Annotated in this window: 21 protein-coding genes; 12 read left to right on the plus strand and 9 right to left on the minus strand. The window is 51.9% G+C overall.

From position 1 onward, the window contains the following. Nucleotides 1-2 precede the first annotated feature (2 nt). From trbL to ABTW55_RS15415, 5 genes are all read right to left on the minus strand, one after another. Nucleotides 3-1571 carry a P-type conjugative transfer protein TrbL gene (gene trbL, locus ABTW55_RS15395; RefSeq protein WP_060441673.1) on the minus strand — a complete coding sequence of 523 codons (1569 nt, stop codon included), beginning with the start codon at nucleotides 1569-1571 and terminating at the stop codon, nucleotides 3-5. A 193-nt stretch (nucleotides 1572-1764) separates the two neighbouring features. Further along, nucleotides 1765-2559: a P-type conjugative transfer protein TrbJ gene (trbJ, locus tag ABTW55_RS15400; RefSeq protein WP_060441674.1), complete on the minus strand. Its 795-nt coding sequence runs from the start codon at nucleotides 2557-2559 to the stop codon at nucleotides 1765-1767. A 267-nt stretch (nucleotides 2560-2826) separates the two neighbouring features. Then, complete coding sequence (locus tag ABTW55_RS15405; protein WP_001410812.1) at nucleotides 2827-3051, minus strand: hypothetical protein; 225 nt, start codon at nucleotides 3049-3051, stop codon at nucleotides 2827-2829. 2 nt (nucleotides 3052-3053) lie between these two features. Beyond that, nucleotides 3054-3263: a TraC family protein gene (locus ABTW55_RS15410; RefSeq protein ID WP_000101796.1), complete on the minus strand. Its 210-nt coding sequence runs from the start codon at nucleotides 3261-3263 to the stop codon at nucleotides 3054-3056. A 94-nt stretch (nucleotides 3264-3357) separates the two neighbouring features. Continuing rightward, nucleotides 3358-3597, minus strand: a complete 240-nt coding sequence (locus tag ABTW55_RS15415) for a TraK family protein (protein ID WP_001689909.1) — start codon at nucleotides 3595-3597, stop codon at nucleotides 3358-3360. Between the two features lie 344 nt (nucleotides 3598-3941). Here ABTW55_RS15415 and ABTW55_RS15420 point away from each other — a divergent pair, with 344 nt between their 5' ends. From ABTW55_RS15420 to ABTW55_RS15470, 11 genes are all read left to right on the plus strand, one after another. Then, nucleotides 3942-4322 (plus strand): conjugal transfer protein TraJ, encoded by a 381-nt coding sequence (locus tag ABTW55_RS15420; RefSeq protein ID WP_000896705.1) that lies wholly within the window; start codon nucleotides 3942-3944, stop codon nucleotides 4320-4322. After that, nucleotides 4319-6271 carry a TraI/MobA(P) family conjugative relaxase gene (gene traI, locus ABTW55_RS15425; protein ID WP_275256182.1) on the plus strand — a complete coding sequence of 651 codons (1953 nt, stop codon included), beginning with the start codon at nucleotides 4319-4321 and terminating at the stop codon, nucleotides 6269-6271. The genes ABTW55_RS15420 and traI overlap by 4 nt, the downstream gene beginning before the upstream one ends. Nucleotides 6272-6403: 132 nt before the next feature. Then, on the plus strand, nucleotides 6404-7411 hold the full coding sequence (locus tag ABTW55_RS15430; protein WP_001685308.1) for a PIN domain-containing protein: 1008 nt from the start codon (nucleotides 6404-6406) through the stop codon (nucleotides 7409-7411). A 315-nt stretch (nucleotides 7412-7726) separates the two neighbouring features. Then, entirely contained in the window at nucleotides 7727-8296 is a 570-nt protein-coding gene (locus tag ABTW55_RS15435; protein WP_024172478.1) for a recombinase family protein, read from the plus strand. Between the two features lie 9 nt (nucleotides 8297-8305). Then, nucleotides 8306-9775, plus strand: a complete 1470-nt coding sequence (locus ABTW55_RS15440) for an Eco57I restriction-modification methylase domain-containing protein (RefSeq protein WP_060441676.1) — start codon at nucleotides 8306-8308, stop codon at nucleotides 9773-9775. Beyond that, nucleotides 9772-10728 (plus strand): BsuBI/PstI family type II restriction endonuclease, encoded by a 957-nt coding sequence (locus ABTW55_RS15445; protein ID WP_001410807.1) that lies wholly within the window; start codon nucleotides 9772-9774, stop codon nucleotides 10726-10728. Before ABTW55_RS15440 ends, ABTW55_RS15445 begins: the two co-directional genes overlap by 4 nt. Before the next feature lie 4 nt (nucleotides 10729-10732). Then, nucleotides 10733-11299, plus strand: coding sequence for a hypothetical protein (locus tag ABTW55_RS15450; RefSeq protein WP_032194554.1), 567 nt, complete (start codon nucleotides 10733-10735; stop codon nucleotides 11297-11299). An 8-nt stretch (nucleotides 11300-11307) separates the two neighbouring features. Next, a complete protein-coding gene (locus ABTW55_RS15455; RefSeq protein WP_001410805.1) occupies nucleotides 11308-12120 on the plus strand; it encodes an abortive infection family protein in 813 nt (270 codons plus the stop codon). Nucleotides 12121-12178: 58 nt separating this feature from the next. Next, nucleotides 12179-12376 (plus strand): addiction module antidote protein, encoded by a 198-nt coding sequence (locus ABTW55_RS15460; RefSeq protein ID WP_085381339.1) that lies wholly within the window; start codon nucleotides 12179-12181, stop codon nucleotides 12374-12376. Between the two features lie 482 nt (nucleotides 12377-12858). Continuing rightward, nucleotides 12859-14139 carry a DUF262 domain-containing protein gene (locus tag ABTW55_RS15465; protein ID WP_016246209.1) on the plus strand — a complete coding sequence of 427 codons (1281 nt, stop codon included), beginning with the start codon at nucleotides 12859-12861 and terminating at the stop codon, nucleotides 14137-14139. Further along, a complete protein-coding gene (locus ABTW55_RS15470; protein ID WP_000037308.1) occupies nucleotides 14136-16088 on the plus strand; it encodes a DUF262 domain-containing protein in 1953 nt (650 codons plus the stop codon). The genes ABTW55_RS15465 and ABTW55_RS15470 overlap by 4 nt, the downstream gene beginning before the upstream one ends. A 543-nt stretch (nucleotides 16089-16631) precedes the next feature. Here ABTW55_RS15470 and ABTW55_RS15475 read toward each other — a convergent pair. The 4 genes from ABTW55_RS15475 to ABTW55_RS15490 form a co-directional block, all read right to left on the minus strand. Beyond that, on the minus strand, nucleotides 16632-17747 hold the full coding sequence (locus ABTW55_RS15475; protein WP_072008421.1) for an acyltransferase: 1116 nt from the start codon (nucleotides 17745-17747) through the stop codon (nucleotides 16632-16634). 91 nt (nucleotides 17748-17838) lie between these two features. Continuing rightward, the gene (locus ABTW55_RS15480) at nucleotides 17839-18663 is read right to left on the minus strand and encodes a phytanoyl-CoA dioxygenase family protein (protein WP_060423169.1); all 825 of its coding nucleotides are present in this window, start codon (nucleotides 18661-18663) and stop codon (nucleotides 17839-17841) included. Nucleotides 18664-19370: 707 nt separating this feature from the next. After that, nucleotides 19371-21152 carry a hybrid sensor histidine kinase/response regulator gene (locus tag ABTW55_RS15485; RefSeq protein ID WP_060423167.1) on the minus strand — a complete coding sequence of 594 codons (1782 nt, stop codon included), beginning with the start codon at nucleotides 21150-21152 and terminating at the stop codon, nucleotides 19371-19373. Further along, on the minus strand, nucleotides 21149-21781 hold the full coding sequence (locus ABTW55_RS15490; protein WP_041036315.1) for a response regulator transcription factor: 633 nt from the start codon (nucleotides 21779-21781) through the stop codon (nucleotides 21149-21151). Before ABTW55_RS15490 ends, ABTW55_RS15485 begins: the two co-directional genes overlap by 4 nt. A 175-nt stretch (nucleotides 21782-21956) precedes the next feature. Here ABTW55_RS15490 and ABTW55_RS15495 point away from each other — a divergent pair, with 175 nt between their 5' ends. Beyond that, nucleotides 21957-22271, plus strand: coding sequence for a hypothetical protein (locus ABTW55_RS15495; protein ID WP_025303891.1), 315 nt, complete (start codon nucleotides 21957-21959; stop codon nucleotides 22269-22271). Nucleotides 22272-22279 lie beyond the last annotated feature (8 nt).

A 22279-nucleotide genomic window follows, 5' to 3' on the forward strand; every position in this document is an offset into this window, starting at 1 on the left:
GGTTATTTCTCCAGTTGATCGTTGTTCGAAGCGGTGCCCTGCACGTCGAGCGAAGCGAGGCGACCGGGAGTAGAACTGGTGTCCGAAGCTGGTCGGATAACATTAGACTCCTCGACTATCGTTTCCGCGCCGTTGGCCGGGGCTGTCGAGTTGGCATCGCCGGGAACAGGTGGTGGAGAGCCTGCGCCAAGAGACAAAGAGTGCGCGTTCTCCATGCCCGGCACTGCCATCGAGGCCATTACGCCGAGCATCTTTGCACCACCATTGGCCGCTTGGGAAAGTGCGTTGCCGGAGCTGACAACTCCCCCTTTTGGTGTCGCTTGCTGGTCGTTGTTGTCGTTGCCCTGCGCCGCTTTTCCGGCCTGCTTGGCTGCCTGCTGCACTCCGCTGCTAGGATGCTGCGGCGCGGCGCCCGGCGTTTGTGGTGCGCCGCTACCGCCCACTCGGGCACCTACCGACGCCGCGCTCTTGACCGCCGTTTGGCCGCCAGTGCTCGCGCCGATACCAGAGGTCGCACCGCCCCCACCTGTTGCGGCCGCTGCGGGCGCACCACCACTGGCAAAGCTGGAATTGATTGCGGCGGCCAGACCGCCGCCGCCAATCCCTCCGGCACCCGCCGCACCGGCAGCAGCAGGAGCCGCGGCGCCAACCGTGGCGATGGTGGCCGCCGCCGCGGCCGCCCCGGCAGCACCGGCTACCGCCATCCCGCCAATGGCGGAGCCGCCGCCCGTCGATGTGCCGCTTATCATGCCGCCGATCAGATCAGGGATGGTCTTCGTCAGATAGCAGCACACCAAGGCCAGACCGACCATCGTCATCAATGACGCTTCGTCGTTGGTGTAGGCCGCTAGCCACTGCTTAGCCGACTGTACGATCAGGCCGACAATCAGCGTTAAGACGAACAGCTTGGCTCCGATTGCGACGGTAAAACGCATGGGCGCAATTGCAAAGTCCCGCGTCCATTGAGAACCACCAAAGCCAAAGAACAGCACAGATGCGTTGATGATCACGTAGGACTCTACGAGCGTCACAAACATGAACGCTGCGATGAAGGCGAAGCACGCCAAGACCAGCACAGCGCATACAGCGATCAGAATTCCCTTGGCCGGAGAAAACACTGAAATGCCTTCCACCATGGTGCGGCCGAAATCCAGCGCAACTGCGAGCATGTCGCCGGGTTCTAATGCACGGCCAAGACCGCTTGCCGATGCTGCCGCATCGCGGAAGCTATCGACAATGGCCGTCGACCACTCCACGGAATAAGTCATGACTGCGAGGAAGAAACCGATCACCATCACGAAGCGCAGCAGTTCGCCGACAATCTCGCCGAAATCAGCTTGCTTCATGACCAGAGGCATAAGCGTCCATACGAACTGGATGGTGGCCAGCAGCCAGAACAGTCTAATGGCGTAGTAGTACAGTTTTCCTGACCATTGGTGCGACTGCTGCAGAACGAGATCGAGAAGGCCCTGAACCGATGTATCGGCGTGGGACAGGTCGTTCGCAGCCATAGCATTTCCGGCGACAAGCACGCTCGCTAGGACAAGGAACAACAACAGACGACGTTCCATAACTAGTACCCCTTGACGCCGCCGCGAGTGTTCGGGCGCGCCTCAAATGCGGCATCAGCGTCACGCTGGTGCCGTTGTTGTTCCGACACCGCAGTGCATTCGCTGTTGCCTTGAACAGCCACAGTGACCACAGAACCGGCCAATGCGGACGCGGTGCAAATCAGGGCTATAAGCCATTTCGAAATAGTCATTCTCAGTACCCCTTAACGCCGCCGCGTGTGTTTTTACGCGCTTCAAACTGTTGTTCGGCGGCTTCGCTAGCGGCCGTCCGGTCGCCTTGCTGGGCCATGTAGTTGCCCTGCATATTGATTTGTGTGGCTACCAGATCGCGCAGCTTTTGCAGTTGCTGCACGTTCTGCGAGGCTATTTCGTTGCCCGCCTGAATCGCCTGCATCCGGCCAGCGGCCGACTGCGAACGGGAAACCATGCGGGCAAGCTGCGCGTCCTCAGACTCGAAAGTGCCGGTATTGAGGTTCGCCGCTTCCATCGCCGTTTTCACGTTGTCGCGCCCCTGCTCTGACCACTTCTGATAACGATCCCGCGCCGGGACTGCCGCCGAGTTCGCGGCTTGATTCAGGTAGGACTCGAAGCCCGGAAACTGCGTGTTGAACTGCGAATCCATGTTCTGGATTTGGCGGCCCAAGGCCTGCGACTTCGTGTAGATATTCACCACGCTTTGCAGGTCGGCCGCGATGCTGCCGAACATGGAGTTGGGCAAGCTCAGACCCTGCGTAACCATGTTTTGATACTGCTGGATCTGCGTCTGCAACTGCTGCGCGGTGTTTAGTTGCGTGTTGACCGCTTCGGCGTACTCGTACATCTGCTGATAGAACGTCGAGCAGTTCGAGCAGTAGATGGCATAGGCTGGAGCCGGTGCCATGTAGAGACTTACACCTAGGCCTGCGCTTGCCATAGCCAGAGCGAGCGCCGCACCTCGACCGAATTTTTGGGCGGCATAAGTCGACGTTTTTTGCGATTCCATTTCCATACCGAATACCTCATTTTGTCATCGTCCGAGGTTTGATTATTGACCGATATGGAGCGGTTTTAAATATGCGGATAATTTTGCATCCGCATAAAATTCAATGGCTTATGTCCGTAAACTGTCCGCCAATCTTCACGAGATTGTTTCTCAACAGTATGATTTTGATCGCGTTTTTCTTGACGAGCGGACGGGGTTTGGCTGTCCGTTTTGATACGTTTTGCGGACAAAAAAGCCCACCGAAGTGAGCTTTTGATAAGGCGGTGCGCGGCGTCAGTGAGCAGCGTAATAGGGATTCTGTACGCGATAGAGGTCACGCTCCGTTTCCGGAATGTGCAGCGTTTCAAGGTGCCAGTCTTCGAGAGAGGAAGCTAGCTCGGCCGCAATGCGCTGGGCTTCGATAACGTCTTTGCCAGACCGCCCGTTGGCTCGGCCAAGGCAGGCTTGCAGTTCGTTGAGTTGATTGGCCAATGCGCCGATGCGGTGAGCTGTCTTCATGATCAATTCCCCTTGCTGATCCTTTCCACGATTCTGTCGAATTCTTCTCGGACTTGATCGTCCGTCAGCTCAAGATTAACCAATCCTGACTTTATTGCAATTCTTCCGATTCTTTCGGCTGCCTCATTGTCAAGTTTTGCCAGCCTTGCTTTTGCCGTTTCAAGCTCCGAAAGCGCATCAGCCCGCCGCTCAGAAAGTGTTTTTCTGGCCAATTTATCCACTCCTCTTTGGTGCCATTTTGGCTTTACGCCGTTGAATGTAATTGCATTCTAACGACCGTCGGCATGTTTGGCCATAACAGGATCATCACTTCCCATCGTGCTTGTAGGGAGCGAGGATTGGCTGACCTTGCTTGATGTATCGTGTGACGTATTTGGTGAACTGGGTGTATCCCATTTCGAGCCGGTCCGCGAATGCCTCATAAATCCATACCAGCGGTACCCCGCGTTCGTGCTCCTTCCGCACCTCATCAAGTACCGCCACGAACGATGCGCGGCCACGGCGTTGAGGGCGACGTTCAGTATTTGCATTTTGATGGTCGGTCATGTGCCTTTCTCCGTTCTCGACGTTCGGTCCAAACCAGTATATCCAAGCAAAGAAAATTAGCGCAATTTTACGCAATTCTTGGCTCGTAATAGCGCGACGCTGCGCGATTTAAGGAAAACTAGCGCAATTATAGGAAAATGAACGCAACTGATGTTAGCGAAGCTGGCCATTAGCGTTAAATTGCCTAAAATTGCACTGAGCAGTACGGCAAGATGTGTGTTGTACCGGTACGGGCAAGCCCGCACCAGTCCAACACCGCCCCTTACTCACCTGCGGTTCGACGGCATCTTGCTCTGCGAGGCTGTCAGTCGCTCCGCGACATTTACACCAAAGAGGAAAGGCTTATGGCCGGTGAAAATGCGATTGAGGCTATCAAGCCGCATTCGCGTGGGACACGTCCACGGCGGGAGCGAATTGAGGTTTGGGTCAGCATTGATGAGAAAAAAGAGTTAGCCGAAAGGGCCGATCAGGCGGGATTGTCGAATGCCGCTTTCCTTCGCGCTGTTGGGCTGAATCTGCCTATAGGTTCGCGGGCCGATTTGGAAGCTGTCCGCCAGTTGGCAAAGGTGAATGGCGACCTAGGTCGGGTGGCCGGATTGCTGAAATTGTGGCTCGCTGAGAAACGCGGTCAGGGCGCGCGACCGATTGACGTAGAAGCGATGATGATGGATTTCCGCGCAATCCAAGAGGACATGCGGGCGCTCATGGGGAGGATTTCCAAATGATCGCACATCGCATCAACCGTGAACGCAAGGCCTCAAGCCCAGCCCGGTTAATCAAGTATATGGTGGCGGCCAAGGGCGGCATTGACCCGACGAGCTGGGAGCGCACGGCCGATTACATTCTGGATTCCGCCAATGGCACGACCGAGGGCGAGAAGGTCGCCAGCTACCGCGTTACCAACTGCGGCACGGATGATCCGGCAGATGCCGCAATCTTGATCCAAGCCACGCAAGCGGCTAACACCAGGTCGAAGGCGGAAAAGACCTACCACTTTGTCTATTCCTTCCCGCCCGGCGAGCAGCCAGACCTTGAGACGCTGCACGCCATCGAAGACGAACTATGCGCTGCCATCGGCCTCGATGAGCACCAGCGTGTATCAGCGGTTCATATCGACACCGATAACCTGCATGTGCATGTGGCCATCAACAAGGTTCACCCGACCGGGTTACAGAACATTGAACCCTATTACGATCAGTTCCGCCTGATGGAGGCCTGTGAGCGTCTTGAGGTAGAGCATGGCTTGCAAAGAACGTTTCATGGTCTGGAGGCAAAGCAGCGGCATCAGAACCGCGACATTGAGCTGTTGCCAGCGAAAGCCCCAGAGCAGCGCGACAGCCTATTCCGTGAACACCTTAGAAACGCTTACGACCTCAGCATATCGAAGCCTCCTGAAGCCAAAACCCTGAACGGGTTGCGCAAGCTGTCCGATACCCGTCTACAGAGACAGTCAGCAGATAAAGCGGAGCCAGTCCGCATCGGCGCGAAGGTGGCCAGCGTGGAGGCGCAGTCCGGCATCGAGACGCTGATCGGGTACGCGGCCCGCGAGCTGGCCCCGGCGATGCGACAGGTGACGAGCTGGCAGGAGCTGCACGACGCAGCGGCCGAACACGGCCTAGAGGTTCGCCAGCGCGGCGCTGGCCTTGTCATCGGCGAGCCAGATTCAGGCATTTGGGCGAAGGCCAGCAACGTCGGCCGCGACCTTTCCATGAAGGCCCTAACTGACCGTCTTGGCCCGTTCCAGCCTTCCGAACGGCAGGCCGAGGCGAAGGCGAACCGCAAGCGGTACGAGCCACGACCCCGGCGGCCGGATAACCCGACGACAGCGGGCCTGTTCAACCAGTACCAGCGCGAGCGACAGGCGGCCATTCTGGCCCGCCGTCAGGGCCTCGACCAGATCAAGCGCGAGAGTGCGGCTTTCAATGCGCAGGTTAAGCAGTGGAGCCAGACAGAGCGAATGCTTTTGAAGGTCGCGGGCAAGGGGCCAACCAAACGCCTGATGTATGGCACTATCAAACAGCAGGCCGACGCCTCGCGCCAAAAGAACCGGCAGAGCGCAGACGCTCGCCGTCAGGCGCTGTTCAAACAGACGACGATGCCCACTTGGGCCGACTGGCTGACGCAGCAGGCCGAGCGCGGCAACACCGAGGCGCTGGCCGTGCTGCGCGACCGCGAGGAACGGACACGCCGCTGGAACGGGGAGCTACTGACCGCCGACCGGGCCGACAAGGCCAAGGCTGTTGTTCTCGACAAGCTCAAGCCCAAGGCCCGGAAAGACGGGACGATGGCGTACAGCACCATCGACGGCGGCATGGTGATCGACCGGAAGACGCACGTTCAGGCGCAGAAAGCCACGACCGGCGCGGCACTGGTTGCGCTCGAACTGGCGTCCAAGCGGTTCGAGGGCCAAGCCCTTATCGTGGAAGGCACAGACGAGTTCCGGCTTGAAGTCGCCCAGCTCGCCGGTATGCACGGCCTTAAGGTCACGTTCACCGATCCGGCGATGGAGCGTATGCGCCGCGAGACGGCCGAGTATAAGGAAATGGAGAAGGCCTTTCAGACCGAGGTATACGCTCCGAAGGACACCAAAAAGGGAGAGGCGAGCGATATGCCAGGCGTGGCCCCACAACGTAGGCAGATGCAACCGAAGGACCGCTCTAATGGACTGATATAGCTGAAAACATCGTTCAATGACTCGTCAGAAAGTAGGTTGTCCTGCGTTATTGGCACTGTTCTATGCTGACGAGGCATTATCCCATAAAGTGTATGGGTTGAATCTTGGAAAGAATAATTAGTAGGAGCTTTAATGCATCTAATAATGCTCGATACATGTGTTTGGCTTGATATTTCGTCTCAAAAAGCTGAATTGCCGATGCTTACTGCCATAGAACATCTGGTGCAGGATGGGAGTATCAAAATACTACTGCCCGATCTGATACGTGCCGAGTACGAACGAAATAAAGATAGGGTGATTGAGGCTACGCGAAAACGGCTCGCCAGTGAATTTCGAGTAATTAAAGGGGTGGTTGAGTCGTTTGGCGGTGAAGGTAAAGAGACTGCGCTCAAAACCTTGGATGATGTTAATCACAGGCTGCCTATTCTTTCCGAAGTAAATCAAAACACAGTAAATCGTGTTACCAAACTTTTTGACATGGCCCACGAAGTTGTAATCTCTGATGTCGCAAAAATCAGAGCAGCAGAGCGGGCTATCGCTAAGAAGGCACCGTTCCATAAGCAGAAGAATAGTGTTGCTGACGCAGTGTTAGCAGAGACTTTCCAAGAGTTTCGGATGTCACACGCAAGTGAGTACGAAACCTTTAGATTTGTCACTCATAATGTCACGGATTTTTCCGGCAAAGACCACAGGCAGCCACACGACGATTTCGCAGATATTTTTGACGGCAGCAGCTCTTTATTCTTTAACGCCACAAGCTCTGCCATCGAGGATTTGCTCGATCTTGAAGAATTTCACTATGAGAATAGCTTTGCTTGGGAGGACGAAACTCGTGGGCTTCAGGAAATCATGTCTGCGATGGACGAGTTGTTCGATAAAGTTTGGTACAACCGCCATATGAACATGATGTATCACCTAGATAATGGTGACATAGAGGTCGTCCCCGCTGGCACAAAACGCTACGGCAATGATGTGATTCACGAAGATATCCTCGGCCAAGCAGAAATTGCAGCTCAACGGGTCAGGGATAAATATGAAGATACTGGGCCCTGGAGCGACTTTGAATGGGGGATGCTGAATGGGAAGCTGTCTGCCCTGCGATGGGTCTTGGGTGATGAGTGGGACATGCTCGACACGTGAGTAAGGATGCTGCTTCTTATCCATAAAACTATGTGGCGATATCCGAAGGATAGTTGCCAGCTTGGCTGGTAACTCAACCGCGATTTCAAGCAACCTGCTTTTCAGGTTTTTACTATTAAACGATTCCATTTTGGATTGCGCAATCCAAGAAGCAGCAGTTGAGGGACGTCATCATGCGGCGAAGGTGCTGGTGCTGCAAAATCTGTTCATAAAACGGTATTTTCTTGAAAGCCTACCGGGTTTCGCGCTTTTGTGGCTGGACGCATTCAGCAGTGTTAAGATACCCGTCAATTTTTCAATGTTTCGGTACTGTCAATGAATCAACGCATTGGATACGCCCGCCTTTCGAAGGATGACCAGTACCTAGACCTGCAGCGTGACGCACTTAAGCAGGCCGGGTGCAACGTGATCTACGAGGAAGTGGCTACCGGCAAAACCGCACCACGCCCGGAGCTTGAGGAGTGCCGTAAGGCGCTACGGGCCGGAGACACCCTCGTGGTGTGGCGGCTGGATCGACTAGGGCGCAGCCTCCCCGAGCTGGTGCAGATCGTGGCTGATCTTGAACATTGCGGGGTCGATTTCGTGAGCCTCACTGAGAAAATCGAGACGGGCAGTGCAGCGGGCAAGACGGTTTTCTATGTGATCTCGGCGCTGGCCGAGTTCGAGCGCGGCTTGATCCGGGAGCGGTCGCAGGCCGGACTAGCAGCAGCCCGCGCACGTGGCCGCGCCGGTGGCCGAAAACCGAAGCTAGATGAGCAGCAGGTGCGCGAGATCAAAGCCCTGTTGCGCGATCCAGATATTCAGGTGGCCGAGGTAGCTCGCCGTTATGGCGTGTCCCGAACCACCCTTTATAAACACGTTGGCGTAATTACGCCGCGCCAATGAGGAGTTTGCATGAACCAGCAGCTAGACACTGCAGACAGCGTACGCCGCGAGTTAGCCCCCCGTACCGCGCAGAAACATAAAGCCGAATTTGGGCAGTTCATGACGCCTTCGAGCGTGGCCCGCTTCATGGCATCATTGTTCCCACCTAGCACCCAACAGATCTGTCGTCTACTTGATGCAGGAGCGGGTGTCGGCGCTCTATCCTGCGCTTTTCTCGACCGTTGGGCGACGGGTGGCTTTAGCTTTGAGTCCGTCGAGGCGACGGCCTACGAAATCGACGACAACCTGCGCGGCCACCTTACGCAACACTTAGGTGGATACAGTTGCGTGAGGCCCCGCATCCTCGCAGGAGATTACATCGAACTCGCAACTGCTGAGGGGCTGAAGGACCGAGGCTATACCCATGTGATTCTCAATCCGCCGTACAAGAAGATCAACAGCCAATCCGCTCACCGGCTTGCATTGCGTAGTGTCGGTATAGAGACTGTGAACCTGTATTCCGCCTTTCTCGCGCTGGCGGTGGGCGAGGCGGCGCCGGGTGGGCAGATCGTTGCTATCATCCCGCGCAGCTTTTGCAATGGCCCGTATTACCGACCGTTTCGTGATTTCATCCTTGCGCGAGCAGCGATCCGCCATATGCACCTATTCGAGTCACGCAACAAGGCTTTCAAGGATGACGAGGTGCTGCAGGAAAACATCATCATCCGCTTGGAGCGTGGTGGTCAGCAGGGGGCAGTAACGATTTCGACCTCCACAGATGACAGCTTTTCCGACCTGAACATCCACGAACATCCGTTTGACCGGATCGTGTTCCCGGATGACCCGGAGCGGTTCATTCATGTGCCGACCACGACTGAGAAAAGCGCCATCGAGTTATCGCCTGTCGTGCGCTATTCGCTGGCCGACATTGGCGTGAAGGTATCGACTGGGCCGGTAGTTGATTTCCGCTTGAAAGAACACTTGCGAGACATGCCAGAGCCGGGCACCGTGCCCCTGATTTACCCCGGCCACTTGAGCATGACGGGCACCGTCTGGCCCGTACCGGGCTTGAAGAAGTCCAACGCGATCATGCGAAATAACGAGACGGAAAAATGGCTTTACCCAAACGGGTTTTATTGCGTGGTGCGCCGTTTCTCATCGAAGGAGGAAAAGCGTCGTGTAGTGGCAAGTCTCGTTGATCCTGCTGCCTTTGGCAATCATTCGGTGCTGGGCTTCGAGAACCACATGAACCTGTTTCACGAGAACAAACGCGGCTTGCCCGAGGCACTGGCCCGTGGGTTGGCCGTGTTCCTGAATACGACCGCAGTAGATGAGCATTTCCGGCGCTTCAACGGCCATACGCAGGTCAATGCAACTGACCTCAAGCTGATGAAGTACCCGAGCCGTGACACCCTGATCGAGCTTGGCGAGTGGGCCATGCAGCAAGGAACGCTCACGCAAGACCTGATCGATAGCAAGCTGGGGACCCTGACCGCATGAAAGATAAGAACGATTACATCGAGGCTGCGCAACAAATCATTATTTCCCTCGGGCTACCGAAGGCACAGCATAACGAGCGTTCGGCCCTTTGCCTTTTGGCCCTGTTGGATCTCACTCCGGGTAAGTCATGGGCCGACGCAGGAAACCCGCTGATCGGCATAACGCCCATCATGGACTGGGCGCGCGATCACTTCGACAAAGCTTATAAACCGAACACCCGTGAATCAGTACGCCGACAGACAATGCATCAGTTTTGCGACGCTGGACTCGCTCTCTACAACCCTGACAAACCCGACCGTCCTGTGAATAGTCCGAAGGCGGTGTATCAAATCGAACCCTCCGCATTGGTCTTGCTGCGCACCTTCGGAACCCCTGCATGGCATGACAGCCTCGTTGCTTATTTGGCCGAGCGTGAAACACTTGTTGCCCGCTATGCCAAAGAGCGCGAGCAGAACCGTATCCCGGTTGAGATTGCACCGGGCCAGCAAATCACTCTCAGTCCCGGTGAGCACAGCGAGTTGATCCGGGACATCATCGAGGATTTTGCACCGCGTTTTGCGCCGGGTAGCGTTCTGATATATGCCGGCGACACAGGTGACAAGTGGGGTTACTTCGATGCACCATTGCTGGCCGGATTGGGTGTTGATGTGGATTCGCATGGGAAGATGCCCGATGTGGTGTTGCACTTTACTGAGAAAAACTGGCTGCTACTGGTGGAGTCTGTCACCAGCCACGGCCCGGTCGATGGTAAGCGCCATACCGAGCTGGCGAAGCTATTCGCCGGATCGACCGCCGGGCTAGTCTATGTGACTGCCTTCCCAAACCGGGCCATCATGGGCCGCTACCTGAGCGAAATAGCTTGGGAAACTGAAGTGTGGGTGGCAGATGCACCTTCCCATTTAATCCACTTTAACGGCGTGCGTTTCCTCGGGCCGTATCCGGCCGAGGACTGAGGCTATGGCAAACAGCCAAGTCCACCCTCAAGGGTGGATTTCTCTTTTGATAGCACCAGAACATGAAGAGCGGGCCAAGCGGATGCGGGCCGAACGCGATCGCCAGTATGGAAACATCTACACCGAGGCAGCCACTGATGAGCGATGGGTGGGGGACCTAGGCGAGATGGTTTTCAACTCATGGTTTAAGCATGAAGGCATCCAAAGCCTTGAGTGGGTACTGGATGATGCGGCCGGTCAGCCTGATTTCGTGACAGCCCTGAACGTTCGCATCGGCGTCAAGACAGTGAAGCGCAAAGTGCCGCCCCGTGAGGACTACACCGCACAAATTACGGCTCGCCATGCGGAAGAACCCATCGACCAGTTCTTCTTCATGACCTATGAAATTGCAAAGCGACGCATGTGGCTGTTGGGTGGTATCAGCCGCGAGTGCTTTCTGCAGGGAGCTCGCTATTACGGTGCTGGTGAATGGGTACATGCCAACTACAAGATTCGACAGGGGCATGAAATTTTTAACATTGAGATCGCTAAGCTAATTCCACCAAAGGTGTGGATTAAGTCGGTGACGTAGGGGGATATATGGCCGACCTGACTGCCTTTGAGCGTCGTAAGCTCGAAAAGCTGTTTGGTATGGGGGGCGGTTATGTTTTGAATTTTTCAGACCGCACCTATTCCGAATTCTTCATTGATTACCGTGTGGAAATTGATGCAGCTCAGTACCGAACAGGTGGCGACTCCAAGGCCAAGCGGATGCGCACGTTCTGGGATGTTGCTCCCAACCATACGGCTGGCCGTGTGATTGATGGTTTGATTGCTGTTGGTATTCAAGAGGACTGCCTTGGAGATAGCAATCCTCTGCTGATCGAGGATTGTCGGAAGATCGCTCAGCGCCTTCTTAGTAACCAGCCAGTGGCTGAACTGGATGCGTTGACCGCCATTGCGGATGAGCGAGATTTCGAGGTGGTGGCGGAGCACGTCCGCGAGGCAATCGAGAAGAATCAACCCGAGGGCGGGCTGGATCGGCTGCATACTTTCGTCAACAAATTCATCCGCGTGACGTGTGAACCGCACGGCATCACTATCACTCGTGATAAGCCGCTGCATAGTGTTTTCGGAGAGTACGTCAAGGCGCTGCGGGAAGGTGGTCATCTTGAGTCGGCCATGACCGAGCGCATCCTTAAGTCCAGTATTTCAGTGCTGGAAGCCTTTAATGACGTGCGTAACAACAAGAGTCTTGCACACGATAACCCGATACTGAATTATGAGGAAAGCTTGTTGATCTTTAATCACGTTGCAGCATCAGTTCGTTTTATCAAGTCCTTGGAGGCCAAGATAAAAGCTAAAATAACACAGGCAAAACACGGGGGGTGGGACGAAAGCATCCCTTTCTAGTCGTGCTCGCATCGCACGGACCTTGCTATCAAACCGCACATTTAGGAGGACGGCATCAATGAAAGATAGATCGCATGATACGGCGATGGCTGATCACTTCCGCGCCGATCCGACGTATGCGGCGGAATTGCTTGCCGAAGTCCGCCGCAAGGGTACTCCAGCCGAGCTGGCCATTCTATTGCGGCAGATGGCCACGGCCTCGGTAGATGCTGTGAGGTCGGAGGACGCCGATACAGGGCGCACTCTACTTCTCTGATTTGAACGTGGTATTTTTAATGGTTCTGTAAGTTGAATTTCCTGCAATAAGTTGATTTGTAAGGTTGTTTTTGTATGGTTTATAATTGAGTGGGGGTGAGATTGTTATTTAACCTATTGTTTTATTTGATTTAGTGAGTTCCATTGATGATATTGACTGCATTATCAATGGCATTTTTTATGGTTTAAGGCCGACGCTGAATCGAAGATATAGCAAATACCATGTGACCGTATCAGCAAATGCCATGGTATCGACAACCGGGTGCATTGCAGCGCTGTGCTGATGCCATCGATGCTCGCTTTGATCAGAACCGCTCTCTCGACCCATGCCCCAGATCGTTAAATATGCGCCAGAGGAGCACCTCGTGATAGAAATTGTGAACAAGACAGCCGCCACTCGGAATCGAAGTATCCATATAGGTGAATAAAGTTTGCGGAAAATACGCTGAGAAAATAGAAAAGCGTCAATGAAGGGACATAGGAATGGCGATTAACGGAGAGAACGGTGTTAGTGCAGTCACCGTGGATGAACTACTCAAGCAAGGCCTTCGGATACCGAACTATCAACGCCCATACAGTTGGGATGTATCGACTGCTCTACAACTGGTGGATGATATCAGCGAAGCTCTTCGAGATACCGAACGAAAAGATATTCCCTATGTTTTGGGTGCAATCATTCTTCACGATGATGGTGAGTATCTCAATGTAGTCGACGGGCAGCAGCGCCTGCTGACTTTGCGAATGATTCTTGCGGCCTTAGATCCGATAAATCATCAAATTTCGATGTCTGGTAACAGCGAAACTCCTGTCTCCCTAGTTTGGATAGAGCTTCAAAGGCGCCTGTCGCAGTTGGAAGATAAAAAAGAGTTTTTGGATTTTATCTGTCACAAATGTCAGTTGGTGCGTATTGTGACGGACGATATTGATGAGGCATTTCGTGTCTTTGATTCCCAGAACTATCGCGGCAAACCGCTTGCCCCTCACGACTTGCTCAAAGCACACCACCTGCGCGAAATGCACGATGAGTCCGCTGCTATGAAAGTGGCTGTCGTTGAGGCTTGGGAAGCCGTAAACGATGAGGATCTGGACAGGCTTTTTTCTACTTTTTTATACCGGATATCCAAGTGGTCACGAGGCGAAAGCTCGCTCGAATTTACTATTCGGGACATCGGCATGTTCAAGGGCATTTCATCACGATCCCACAGGTCATTTTCGCCAAATCTGCGATATCACCTTGCAGCACAAGCCGCTATGCCACTTCTAAGTGCATGGTCGGTATCCTCTACACATGATGCACGAAATGCCGGGCGCAGCCGCTTTCAGCTTGATGCCCCGATAATCGCAGGACGCTCATTTTTCGAGATGGTGACATTCATGCTTGACGAACTGAAGATACTGGAACAAGAGGTTATTGACAGAGGTTTCAAAAACTTTGGCCCATCTCAAAGTCGCTACCGCTACGTGTACGAATTGTTCATTGCCGCGCTGCTTTGCTATACAAACAAGTTTGGCGATGAAGATGTAGATGAAGTGCGAAATAGGTTATTCGCATGGGCATATGCCTTGCGGGTCGAGTTACTTCGTGTGCAATTTGTATCTGCTGACAACCGAGCGCGAGGTAAAAACGATGCAAATAAATCGCCTTTTGTTTTGCTACGTAATGCGATGACTGGAAGTGTTGTCCGCAAACTTCCAATAACAAGTAAGCCATACAGCGATAACCACGAAAAGGAACTCGTTGCTTTTATCAAGGGGCTGCAATGAGCAAGAAGGAGTTGAAACCTGAACTGTTAACAGTAGGCAAGTTATTCACTGACAATTATCTGATTCCTATTTATCAACGGAACTATGCTTGGCGGGCCGAACAGATTGAGCAACTTATTAGCGATATTCAAGACTCGGTGGTAGGGGGCCAGGACAACTATTTTCTTGGGAACCTTGTTGTAATCAAGCGGGGTAGAGAGGATGAGTTCGAGGTCATAGATGGACAACAACGACTTACAACCCTCTATCTGCTTCTTACCTTCCTAGAGCAAGACGGTGAGGGTGAGAAGCCGTCGGTTGGCCATGCAGGCCACTTGCAATATGAGTCGCGCGCACGGGCAACTGAGGCCCTGCTGCGAGTAGCACAGGAGGCGGCTAAGGAGCACGTTCGACCGCAGGGCTCCACGAGTAATGCAGATGCTGGCATTCATGAAGGCTACAGCATCATCAATCAGTTCTTCAAACAAAATGAAAACCTTAATCGCTCACGCGAAAAATTCTCCGATTTCTTGCTAACGAAGGTGACTGTCGTCCGTGCCTCGCTGCCACCCAATACCGACCTCAATCGCTACTTCGAGATCATGAACACTCGTGGGCAGCAACTCAAGCAGGTTGATATTGTTAAGGCTCGCCTGATGAGCAAACTGCCCAATCAATATGAACGCGAATGCTTTGCGTGGGTTTGGGATTCCTGTGCTGACATGGATTCTTATGTCCAGATGTCTCTGACCCGTGGTGACACAAGTTTGCGAAACAAAGTATTTGGTGATGAATGGTCCTGGCTGGAGGTGACCAGCTTCTCTTCGCTAATGGAAAGTCGTCCGCAATCCGGCATCAATTCATCAAGGCAATCCTCCGAAGGGGTATCGTTGTCCTTGGATGAGGCGTTGTCAAAATACGCTAAAGAGCTCGAGTCAAATTCCACTGAAGACGAGGGCAACGAGCGGTTTCGTTCGACTATTGAGTTTCCGGCCTTTCTGCTACACGTTCTAAGAATTATGAAAGGCGATGAGGTCGAAGACGAAGGCCTGCTTGACGACAAGCGCCTCATCAAGTCATTTGACGACGCCGTAAATAATGTACCCGATGCTAAAGCCGATTGGGTGCGTAGTTTTGCATTTATGCTTCTCAAGTGCCGCAACCTCTTCGATGGCTTCATCTTGAAGCGTCAATTCACGGCAAACATCGGTGACGATGGCGATTGGTCTCTCCAGCGACTGAAAAAAGGAGGCGGGGACAAGAAGCCAACCCCGACGTACATCCATGTTTTCTCGGCCAGCAATGGAAGCTTAGAGGAGGACGGGAGTGCTGACCCACATACCCGAGATGTATTGCTGCTTCAGTCCATGCTTCGGATTACCTACACTTCTCCGCGAACGATGCACTGGATTACCAAAGTTCTTCGCTGGCTCTCCGTTAAAGCCCCTCGAGACGTGAAACATGCGGATCTTGCCGATTTGTTGAAGGGATATGCCCGCAGCAAGGTTAAAGAGACATTCTCCTTTGAGAAAGATCAGCAACCACAAGGGTTTGGTATCAGCCGTATCGTCTTTTCGTATCTCGACTATCTTCTGTTGAGTGACTCCTCAAAACGAGATTTCAAATTTCAGTTCAGAACTTCCATTGAGCACTTCTATCCACAGCATCCTGACAAAGAACAGTCGGGCGCGGTTGTTTCAGGTTCTAGCCTTAACCTGCTTGGCAACCTCGCGCTCGTAAGCGTCAGCGCGAACTCAAAATTCAGCAATAGCCTCCCCAGAGCAAAGGCCGAAAACTTCAAGGATACAATTGAACTTCAAAGTCCCAAGCTCAAGAGAATGGCGGAAATCACCCGAAATACAAACTGGGACGATCAGCAGATAACAGCACATCATGAAGCGATGGTGACATTGCTTCGTGATGATGTAAGTCTGGTGGAGGCAAGCGGAAGATCCAACCCAGGGCGTTGACTTCTTTGAATAACCGCTTTTGGACGAATATCCTTTGTGGTGTGCAAGTTGTCAGTCTAAAAGCGTTTTGCGTCGGGCGACACGATCAGTACAGTCTCCAAGTTTTCTTACCATGGTATTTTGTATGGTATCGACATGCAGAGATAATACTATTTTATTGATTTTATAGTGTTTTAAGACAGCATTGATCATCGAGTGGGAGTGATGAACGGCTAATTACTGACTATCAGTGATTATTTAAAAACCCCCGTTGCGGCTTTGCCACGCGGGGGTTTTCTCTTTTAGGAGCTTGGTTGTGCTGTGAGCATCTGTGCTTGCTCAGGTACGCTACCCGTGCTGCCGTATACTGAGCTCGTTGTTCCAAACTGCGCCATACAAAGTTGCTGCTGCTTTGTATTACTGATCAACTATTGATTTGTCATGTATTGGCATATTTACGCTACAGGCGTAAGAACGCTAGATAGCAATGAATCGGCAATCAGGGTGAACAACTGGGAGAGTCAGTTGTTCACGAGACGGACTATTCAATATATCCTGGTAAGATTATTTGACTAGATTTTGCGTGATGGCGGCATCCTTTTTTAACCAAGAGGCTATGTTTGCTCCCACACGCATCATGGGTTTTTCCACAAGGTGATAGGTAGCAAACCCAACAATAATGACAATAATGAACGATGTAGCGTATCCAAAGCCGATCGGAACTCCCATCTTCTTTGCTATAAACGTCACGGGTATTGCTACTATAGGGTGCATTAAGTAAATTGAGTATGATATTTCACCCAGTTTTCTCAGGGCATTAGTCAATACGTTATTGTAGCTGGGGTTTAATTTGTAAAGCGAAAAAACAAATGCCACGCATAAAGTGGAGATGACAATTCTATTGTTTCCTGAAACCAGGTTTATTTTATCTCCGGAAACAGGATAAAAAATGAATGCCAAAGTTGATAATAAGCAAATTGATAACAGAGAGCTGTTGCGCATTGTTAACTTCGGTGCATATTTACCAATTGCAGCGCCACACATAAAGAGGAATAATTGGTTAAAAGGGTTTATGTAGTTAGCCCACTGTTCGGCAAGCGGTGATGAGGAGTCAAGAACGCTAAAAGCGAAGTAAAATCCAGAAATGATACTTAACACCATTACAATCGGGAAGGTATATCTGTACGATGAAGATAAAAAATAAGTAAGGCAGAATATGAAATAAAATACAAGTTCATTGCCGATTGACCAGGCTCCGGTGGATAAGTAAGCTGTTGGTTCAATAAATCCAAATAATAGTGTATAATTTAAAAATGCTTTGTAATATGGGAAGTCATATGCTAGGCCATTCACCGTCGCCAAAAGCCAGCTAAAAATAATCATCCCGGTTACGGCTATCCAAAATAAAGGGAATATCCTAAATACACGCTTTATGGCGAATGCTGAAACTTGACGTGTGGATGTTATTTTTCCTTCGTAGATATACGCTAGACTAACACCACTAAGAATATAAAAAATAGAAACTGCATAGATACCCAGTTTCCCTAGTATGAACTGACTGCCGATAACGTCAACTGACGAACCGGTAGACATTGACCATGAAATATAATGATAGATTACAACGGATAAGGCCATTAATCCACGGAGATAATCAAGTGATTCAACGCGGTTATTTTTCATTGAAATTCTCTTTTCTGGGCATGCTCAAAGCGCTTAAATGAGAAAAATATCGTTATGATAACGTCTAACCGAGTTGCCTCGGTCAGATAAGTTACAAACCATCTTCAAATTTCAGAGTTCTAACGCCATTGCTATGCAGTTCATTAGACAACTTTTCTGATAAAATATATTCGTTGCCTCCAGACTGTTCTAGCTGCCTACGCATATTTTTGCGGGAGAAGTCGTAAGTGAAAGTGTTTGGTGCACCGAATGTAAAGAAGAAGCTACGCTTTGGCTTTCCAGATTTCAAACTGCAATAAAAGTCACGTACTTTACGGCCAATTTCTGACTTGCCATTCATATCACCAAGCATCCTTCCTATCTTCAGCAATCCTTTCTCAATAACATCATATTCTTTACCTGCGTGCGTAATTCTTACATCAAAAATTACAACATCTCCGGGCTTAGTGGCTAATGAGATGGCCTCTCCTTCCGTTAGGTTGTTTTTAAGATGAGAACCTATCCTTACCGACATACCGTTTCCATCAGAGGAGTGATCATTCATGTAGATCCCCATTTTGTACACTCGGCAATCGGACGTGAAATATGGCTCGGAAAAATATGCACCTTTGGCGTCGTCTTTATGCCAACCGAATCCCATGTTGTGATGAATATCTGCATGGGATGTAAAAACAAATTCGTCCTGGCCAAATACAGAACGGTAGGCTTCTAATACCTTTGGATGACTAATTACCCATGAGAAATCAGGCTCTTCAACAGCAATGTTTGGCTGAGTCAGTCCGTAACGGTAAGTTACGCCCTTTTTTTGAAAAAAGGTGTGTATGGAAGAGTTCATCCGAGCCATTTCTTCTGGGGTGAAAAGGTTACGAATGACGACAAAACCATCACGCTCAATTGATTCCTTAGCTGTGTACATAATTAACCTTGCAAGTATTTTCAGTTGCTTAGATTTTGTCATACTATTTTTACATAAAAAGACAATTTGTAAAGCCCGTGAGTTTTTAAGTGCAAAAATTAATCATGAGCTTATTTTTTTGGAGTAAAAATCTATTTTTACTTAGAAAGTCATTTTTTTATTTCGAAAATAACAAATTAACGATTGTTTTTTCTGGTTTTAATCGAAAAGATTCTAAACATTCTCATCGCTTAATAGTTTATTAGTGTGGGTAGTTTTATGTTTTTTAACGTTTTTTATGTTGAGGCTCCAGCCAAGTTATTGACGATGAAGAACATGTTTATGGTTCATATGAAAGCCGACAGCTCATAGGAAACGCCAGGAGGAGCGAGGATGAAAACAGAGCAATTGCTACGGTAATAACGCGGAAACCTTAGATATATCTTTTCCATGTTTCAGAATCCTACGAACAAGATGGTGGTGAGAGAAGGCCGTTGTTTTGTTGAGATTGCTGCCATTTTCAATGAAAGATAAATCTGATGAGTGCGCGCGCTCCAGGGAAAAATTATGAGAGGGACCGTTTCCACCATACATACAATCTTGTCATATCGACGGGATATAAGGTGTTTGAATCATAGCGCCTGAACAAGCAGATGGATGCACAGTTTCTCGTAGAGAGCTCTCCGCATGATCCTTGGCATCACCATGTTGTCAGCACCAAACCACCCTTAGCCGGCCCCCCACTGCGTCAGCAGCGCATGCAGCCTGGCCGGCTCCAGCGGCTTGCGCAGCACCAGATAGCCTTCCTGCTCGGCCTCCTGCAATATCTGTGAGTTGAACTCGCCGCTGACCATGGCGCCGCTCACGTCCGGCAGGCGTTCGAACAGCGCTTTCAGGATGTCGAAACCGCTCTCGCCGGAACGCAGGCGCTGGTCGCACAGCACGGCGAACGGCGTAAAACCGTCGTCGACGATGGCGAAGGCTTCCTCGGCGGAGGCCGCGCAGCGCACGGTGATGCCCCAGGTGCTCATCAGGCTCTCCCAGGCTGAAGTCACCAAGGGATCGTCGTCCACCACCAGGCAGGCGCCGCGCAGCGGCGCATAGCGGATGGGCGTGGCGGTGTTGTCGTAGGCGGCCGCGGTTTCCGGCGCTTTGTCTTCGCCGATGTATTGCGTGAAGCGCATCCAGAAGCGTGAGCCTTTGCCTTCGACGGAGTGCATGCCGTACTTCACCTTCATTAGCTTGGCGCAGCGCGCCACTACCGCCAGCCCCAGCCCGTGGCCGGCGCTGTCGATTTTCCACGCCAGTTCGGGGCGGTAGTAAGGGGAGAAGATTTTGCTTTTCTCTTCGTCGGCGATGCCCACGCCGGTGTCCCATACTTCCACCAGGCACTCGGCGCCGCGCGGGCGGATGGCGATCAGCACGCCGCCCCGTTGCGTGTAGCGCAGGGCGTTTTGGATCAGGTTGATCAACGATTGCCGCACCAGTAGCGGATCGCCCATCACGCTGATGCGCCGTTTAGGCCGCCAGGTGCGCAGCGCCAGGGCGCGGCTGTTGGCCTCTTCGCGGAACAGGGTGATCACCGAGTCGAGCAGGGCGCCGATATCCACATGGGTGGCGGCGGTGCGCACGTTGCCGGACTCGATCTTGCTGAGATCGAGCAATGAATTGAACATCAAATGCACCGAACGCACGCTCTGCTGCAGATCCAGCAGCTGTGGCGTCAGGCTGTCGTCGCGGTTCTTGTGGATGATGGCTTCGATCAGAAAGCCCATGGCGTGCACCGGCTGGCGCAGATCGTGGCTGGCGGTGGTCAGGAACTGGTTCTTGTCCAGCAGCGCCTGTTCCGCCTCCTCTTTAGCTTGCCGGAACTGTTCCGCCAGGCGTGAGCTTTGTTCTTCGAGCAACGCCTGCTGGATAAAGAACGCATGCGAGGTTAACGCGTGGCGGTAAATGGCGAAGCCGTACAGCAAGTTCAGCATCAGCACGATGAACATCACGTCTTCCAGCCGCCAGATGATGCCGAGGTTCAGCAGCCCCCAGGAAGCGAAGAAAAAGCGGGTAAAGGTGCTGATAACCGGCGTCAGATGCGTTGCGTTGGCGGCGACGATCGCGGCGATGCTGATATTGAGCAGCAGAAAAAAGTCAAAGTTATGGGTCTGCGGGGTAATTAAATAGAGTGAGGAGATCCCCACCCCGTGAATAAACGCCACCTTATTAATGCGCGGCAGCCAGCGGCGCAGCACGGCGTCTTCATCATTTTCTTTGGCCTCGCGTTGGTAGCGCCGATGCCATATTCTGATCGCCACGGCGCATAGCAGGTAAACCATGATCCAGGCAATGGTTGGGCCGAGTTCATCCCCCAGCAAATAAATCCAGATGGCGAACGGGATGCCGACGAAAGGCACGGCGGTGAAGCTGAACACCAACCGCATGAAGGTGTTGTCCAGCAGGCGGATCTGCGCGCGTGAGGAGATGCCATCATTTTGTAAATTCTGGAAAAACTTCATGGCGACGGATCCCGTTTGCCGTGCAACAGCGTGATGGCTTCCACCCGGCTGTTGACGCCGATCTTTTTCAAGATATTACTGATATGTTCTTTCACGGTGGGTTCGGAAATAGACAGCTGCGTCGCGATCCTTTTATTCGGCAGGCCGCGCAGCATCATAGTCAATACGTCGATTTGTCTCGGCGTTAAATTGAATTTATTTAAATGTTCATGACTGTTTTTAATGGCGGATTCATTTCCTTCCGGGAACCACTCCTGATTATTATTCAACGCAAAAACCGCTCTGGCGAATAATTCCGGGGGTTCATTTTTTAATACGAACCCATGCCCGCCGGCATTGTGCACTTTCTGCCAGATATCGTTATTTTCGTCGCCGCTGACCACCAAAATACGCACCTGAGAATAACGTTGTTTTACTTCTTTGAGTAATTTCAATGCGGTGCCGGAAGAGAGCCAAAAATCGATCACCAGTAAACGCGGCGGGCCATTTTCCCTAATATGACGGTAGCAATTTTCTTCATTGGTCACCACATGTGCCTGTTTGAATCGGCAATGCGTGCTGAGAAAGTTAGCGATACCGCTTGCTACCAATGGATGGTCATCAACGACCAACGCATAATCCTGCCCCAAAGGATTCTCCTTTCGCCTTCACAGTTCAGATAGGTCTGATGAATTATTATCAACCCTCCCTACTTTAGGAGGGTTTTTTCGTTTAGGAAAGGGAAATATATTATTCGAGGATTTGGATAAGAGAAAACATAAAGCCAATCGATAATTTTAACTGATTGGTTATAAAGGATAATTTATGAAAAAACCACTTATCGCTTTAACCGTTACGATGATGATAGCCGGTTGTTCCACCCTGAAAACCGATCAGGCCATTCCATTACTGCAGGCGGAAACCGCCAAAATGCTGGGCCTGGGCTCATCGGACGAAATTACCGTGACCAATGTCAATGGCGCACAGCCGGATGCGCTGGGCGGGCAAAAACTTTCTTATCGCGCCACCACGGAAAAAGGCCGCATTTTCGATTGCTCGTCGCTGATGATGCCGGGAATTTTAGGTTCGTCGCCGTCGCTGAGCGCGCCGACCTGTACGCCGGTGGTCACGCATAAATAATTCGCTTT

Source organism: Serratia sp. SM04, assembly GCF_040280225.1.
GTDB classification, from domain to species: Bacteria; Pseudomonadota; Gammaproteobacteria; order Enterobacterales; family Enterobacteriaceae; genus Serratia; species Serratia sarumanii.

What these genes read in the sequence shown, in the direction of transcription:
- ABTW55_RS15415 (WP_001689909.1), bottom strand. Translation starts at nt 3,597, where the DNA reads ATGACCGACCATCAAAATGCAAATACTGAACGTCGCCCTCAACGCCGT.
- ABTW55_RS15445 (WP_001410807.1), top strand. Translation starts at nt 9,772, where the DNA reads ATGAAAGATAAGAACGATTACATCGAGGCTGCGCAACAAATCATTATT.
- trbL (WP_060441673.1), bottom strand. Translation starts at nt 1,571, where the DNA reads ATGGAACGTCGTCTGTTGTTGTTCCTTGTCCTAGCGAGCGTGCTTGTC.
- ABTW55_RS15460 (WP_085381339.1), top strand. Translation starts at nt 12,179, where the DNA reads ATGAAAGATAGATCGCATGATACGGCGATGGCTGATCACTTCCGCGCC.
- ABTW55_RS15450 (WP_032194554.1), top strand. Translation starts at nt 10,733, where the DNA reads ATGGCAAACAGCCAAGTCCACCCTCAAGGGTGGATTTCTCTTTTGATA.
- traI (WP_275256182.1), top strand. Translation starts at nt 4,319, where the DNA reads ATGATCGCACATCGCATCAACCGTGAACGCAAGGCCTCAAGCCCAGCC.
- ABTW55_RS15475 (WP_072008421.1), bottom strand. Translation starts at nt 17,747, where the DNA reads ATGAAAAATAACCGCGTTGAATCACTTGATTATCTCCGTGGATTAATG.
- ABTW55_RS15480 (WP_060423169.1), bottom strand. Translation starts at nt 18,663, where the DNA reads ATGTACACAGCTAAGGAATCAATTGAGCGTGATGGTTTTGTCGTCATT.
- ABTW55_RS15470 (WP_000037308.1), top strand. Translation starts at nt 14,136, where the DNA reads ATGAGCAAGAAGGAGTTGAAACCTGAACTGTTAACAGTAGGCAAGTTA.
- ABTW55_RS15420 (WP_000896705.1), top strand. Translation starts at nt 3,942, where the DNA reads ATGGCCGGTGAAAATGCGATTGAGGCTATCAAGCCGCATTCGCGTGGG.
- ABTW55_RS15440 (WP_060441676.1), top strand. Translation starts at nt 8,306, where the DNA reads ATGAACCAGCAGCTAGACACTGCAGACAGCGTACGCCGCGAGTTAGCC.
- ABTW55_RS15430 (WP_001685308.1), top strand. Translation starts at nt 6,404, where the DNA reads ATGCATCTAATAATGCTCGATACATGTGTTTGGCTTGATATTTCGTCT.
- ABTW55_RS15455 (WP_001410805.1), top strand. Translation starts at nt 11,308, where the DNA reads ATGGCCGACCTGACTGCCTTTGAGCGTCGTAAGCTCGAAAAGCTGTTT.
- ABTW55_RS15485 (WP_060423167.1), bottom strand. Translation starts at nt 21,152, where the DNA reads ATGAAGTTTTTCCAGAATTTACAAAATGATGGCATCTCCTCACGCGCG.
- trbJ (WP_060441674.1), bottom strand. Translation starts at nt 2,559, where the DNA reads ATGGAAATGGAATCGCAAAAAACGTCGACTTATGCCGCCCAAAAATTC.
- ABTW55_RS15495 (WP_025303891.1), top strand. Translation starts at nt 21,957, where the DNA reads ATGAAAAAACCACTTATCGCTTTAACCGTTACGATGATGATAGCCGGT.
- ABTW55_RS15405 (WP_001410812.1), bottom strand. Translation starts at nt 3,051, where the DNA reads ATGAAGACAGCTCACCGCATCGGCGCATTGGCCAATCAACTCAACGAA.
- ABTW55_RS15435 (WP_024172478.1), top strand. Translation starts at nt 7,727, where the DNA reads ATGAATCAACGCATTGGATACGCCCGCCTTTCGAAGGATGACCAGTAC.
- ABTW55_RS15465 (WP_016246209.1), top strand. Translation starts at nt 12,859, where the DNA reads ATGGCGATTAACGGAGAGAACGGTGTTAGTGCAGTCACCGTGGATGAA.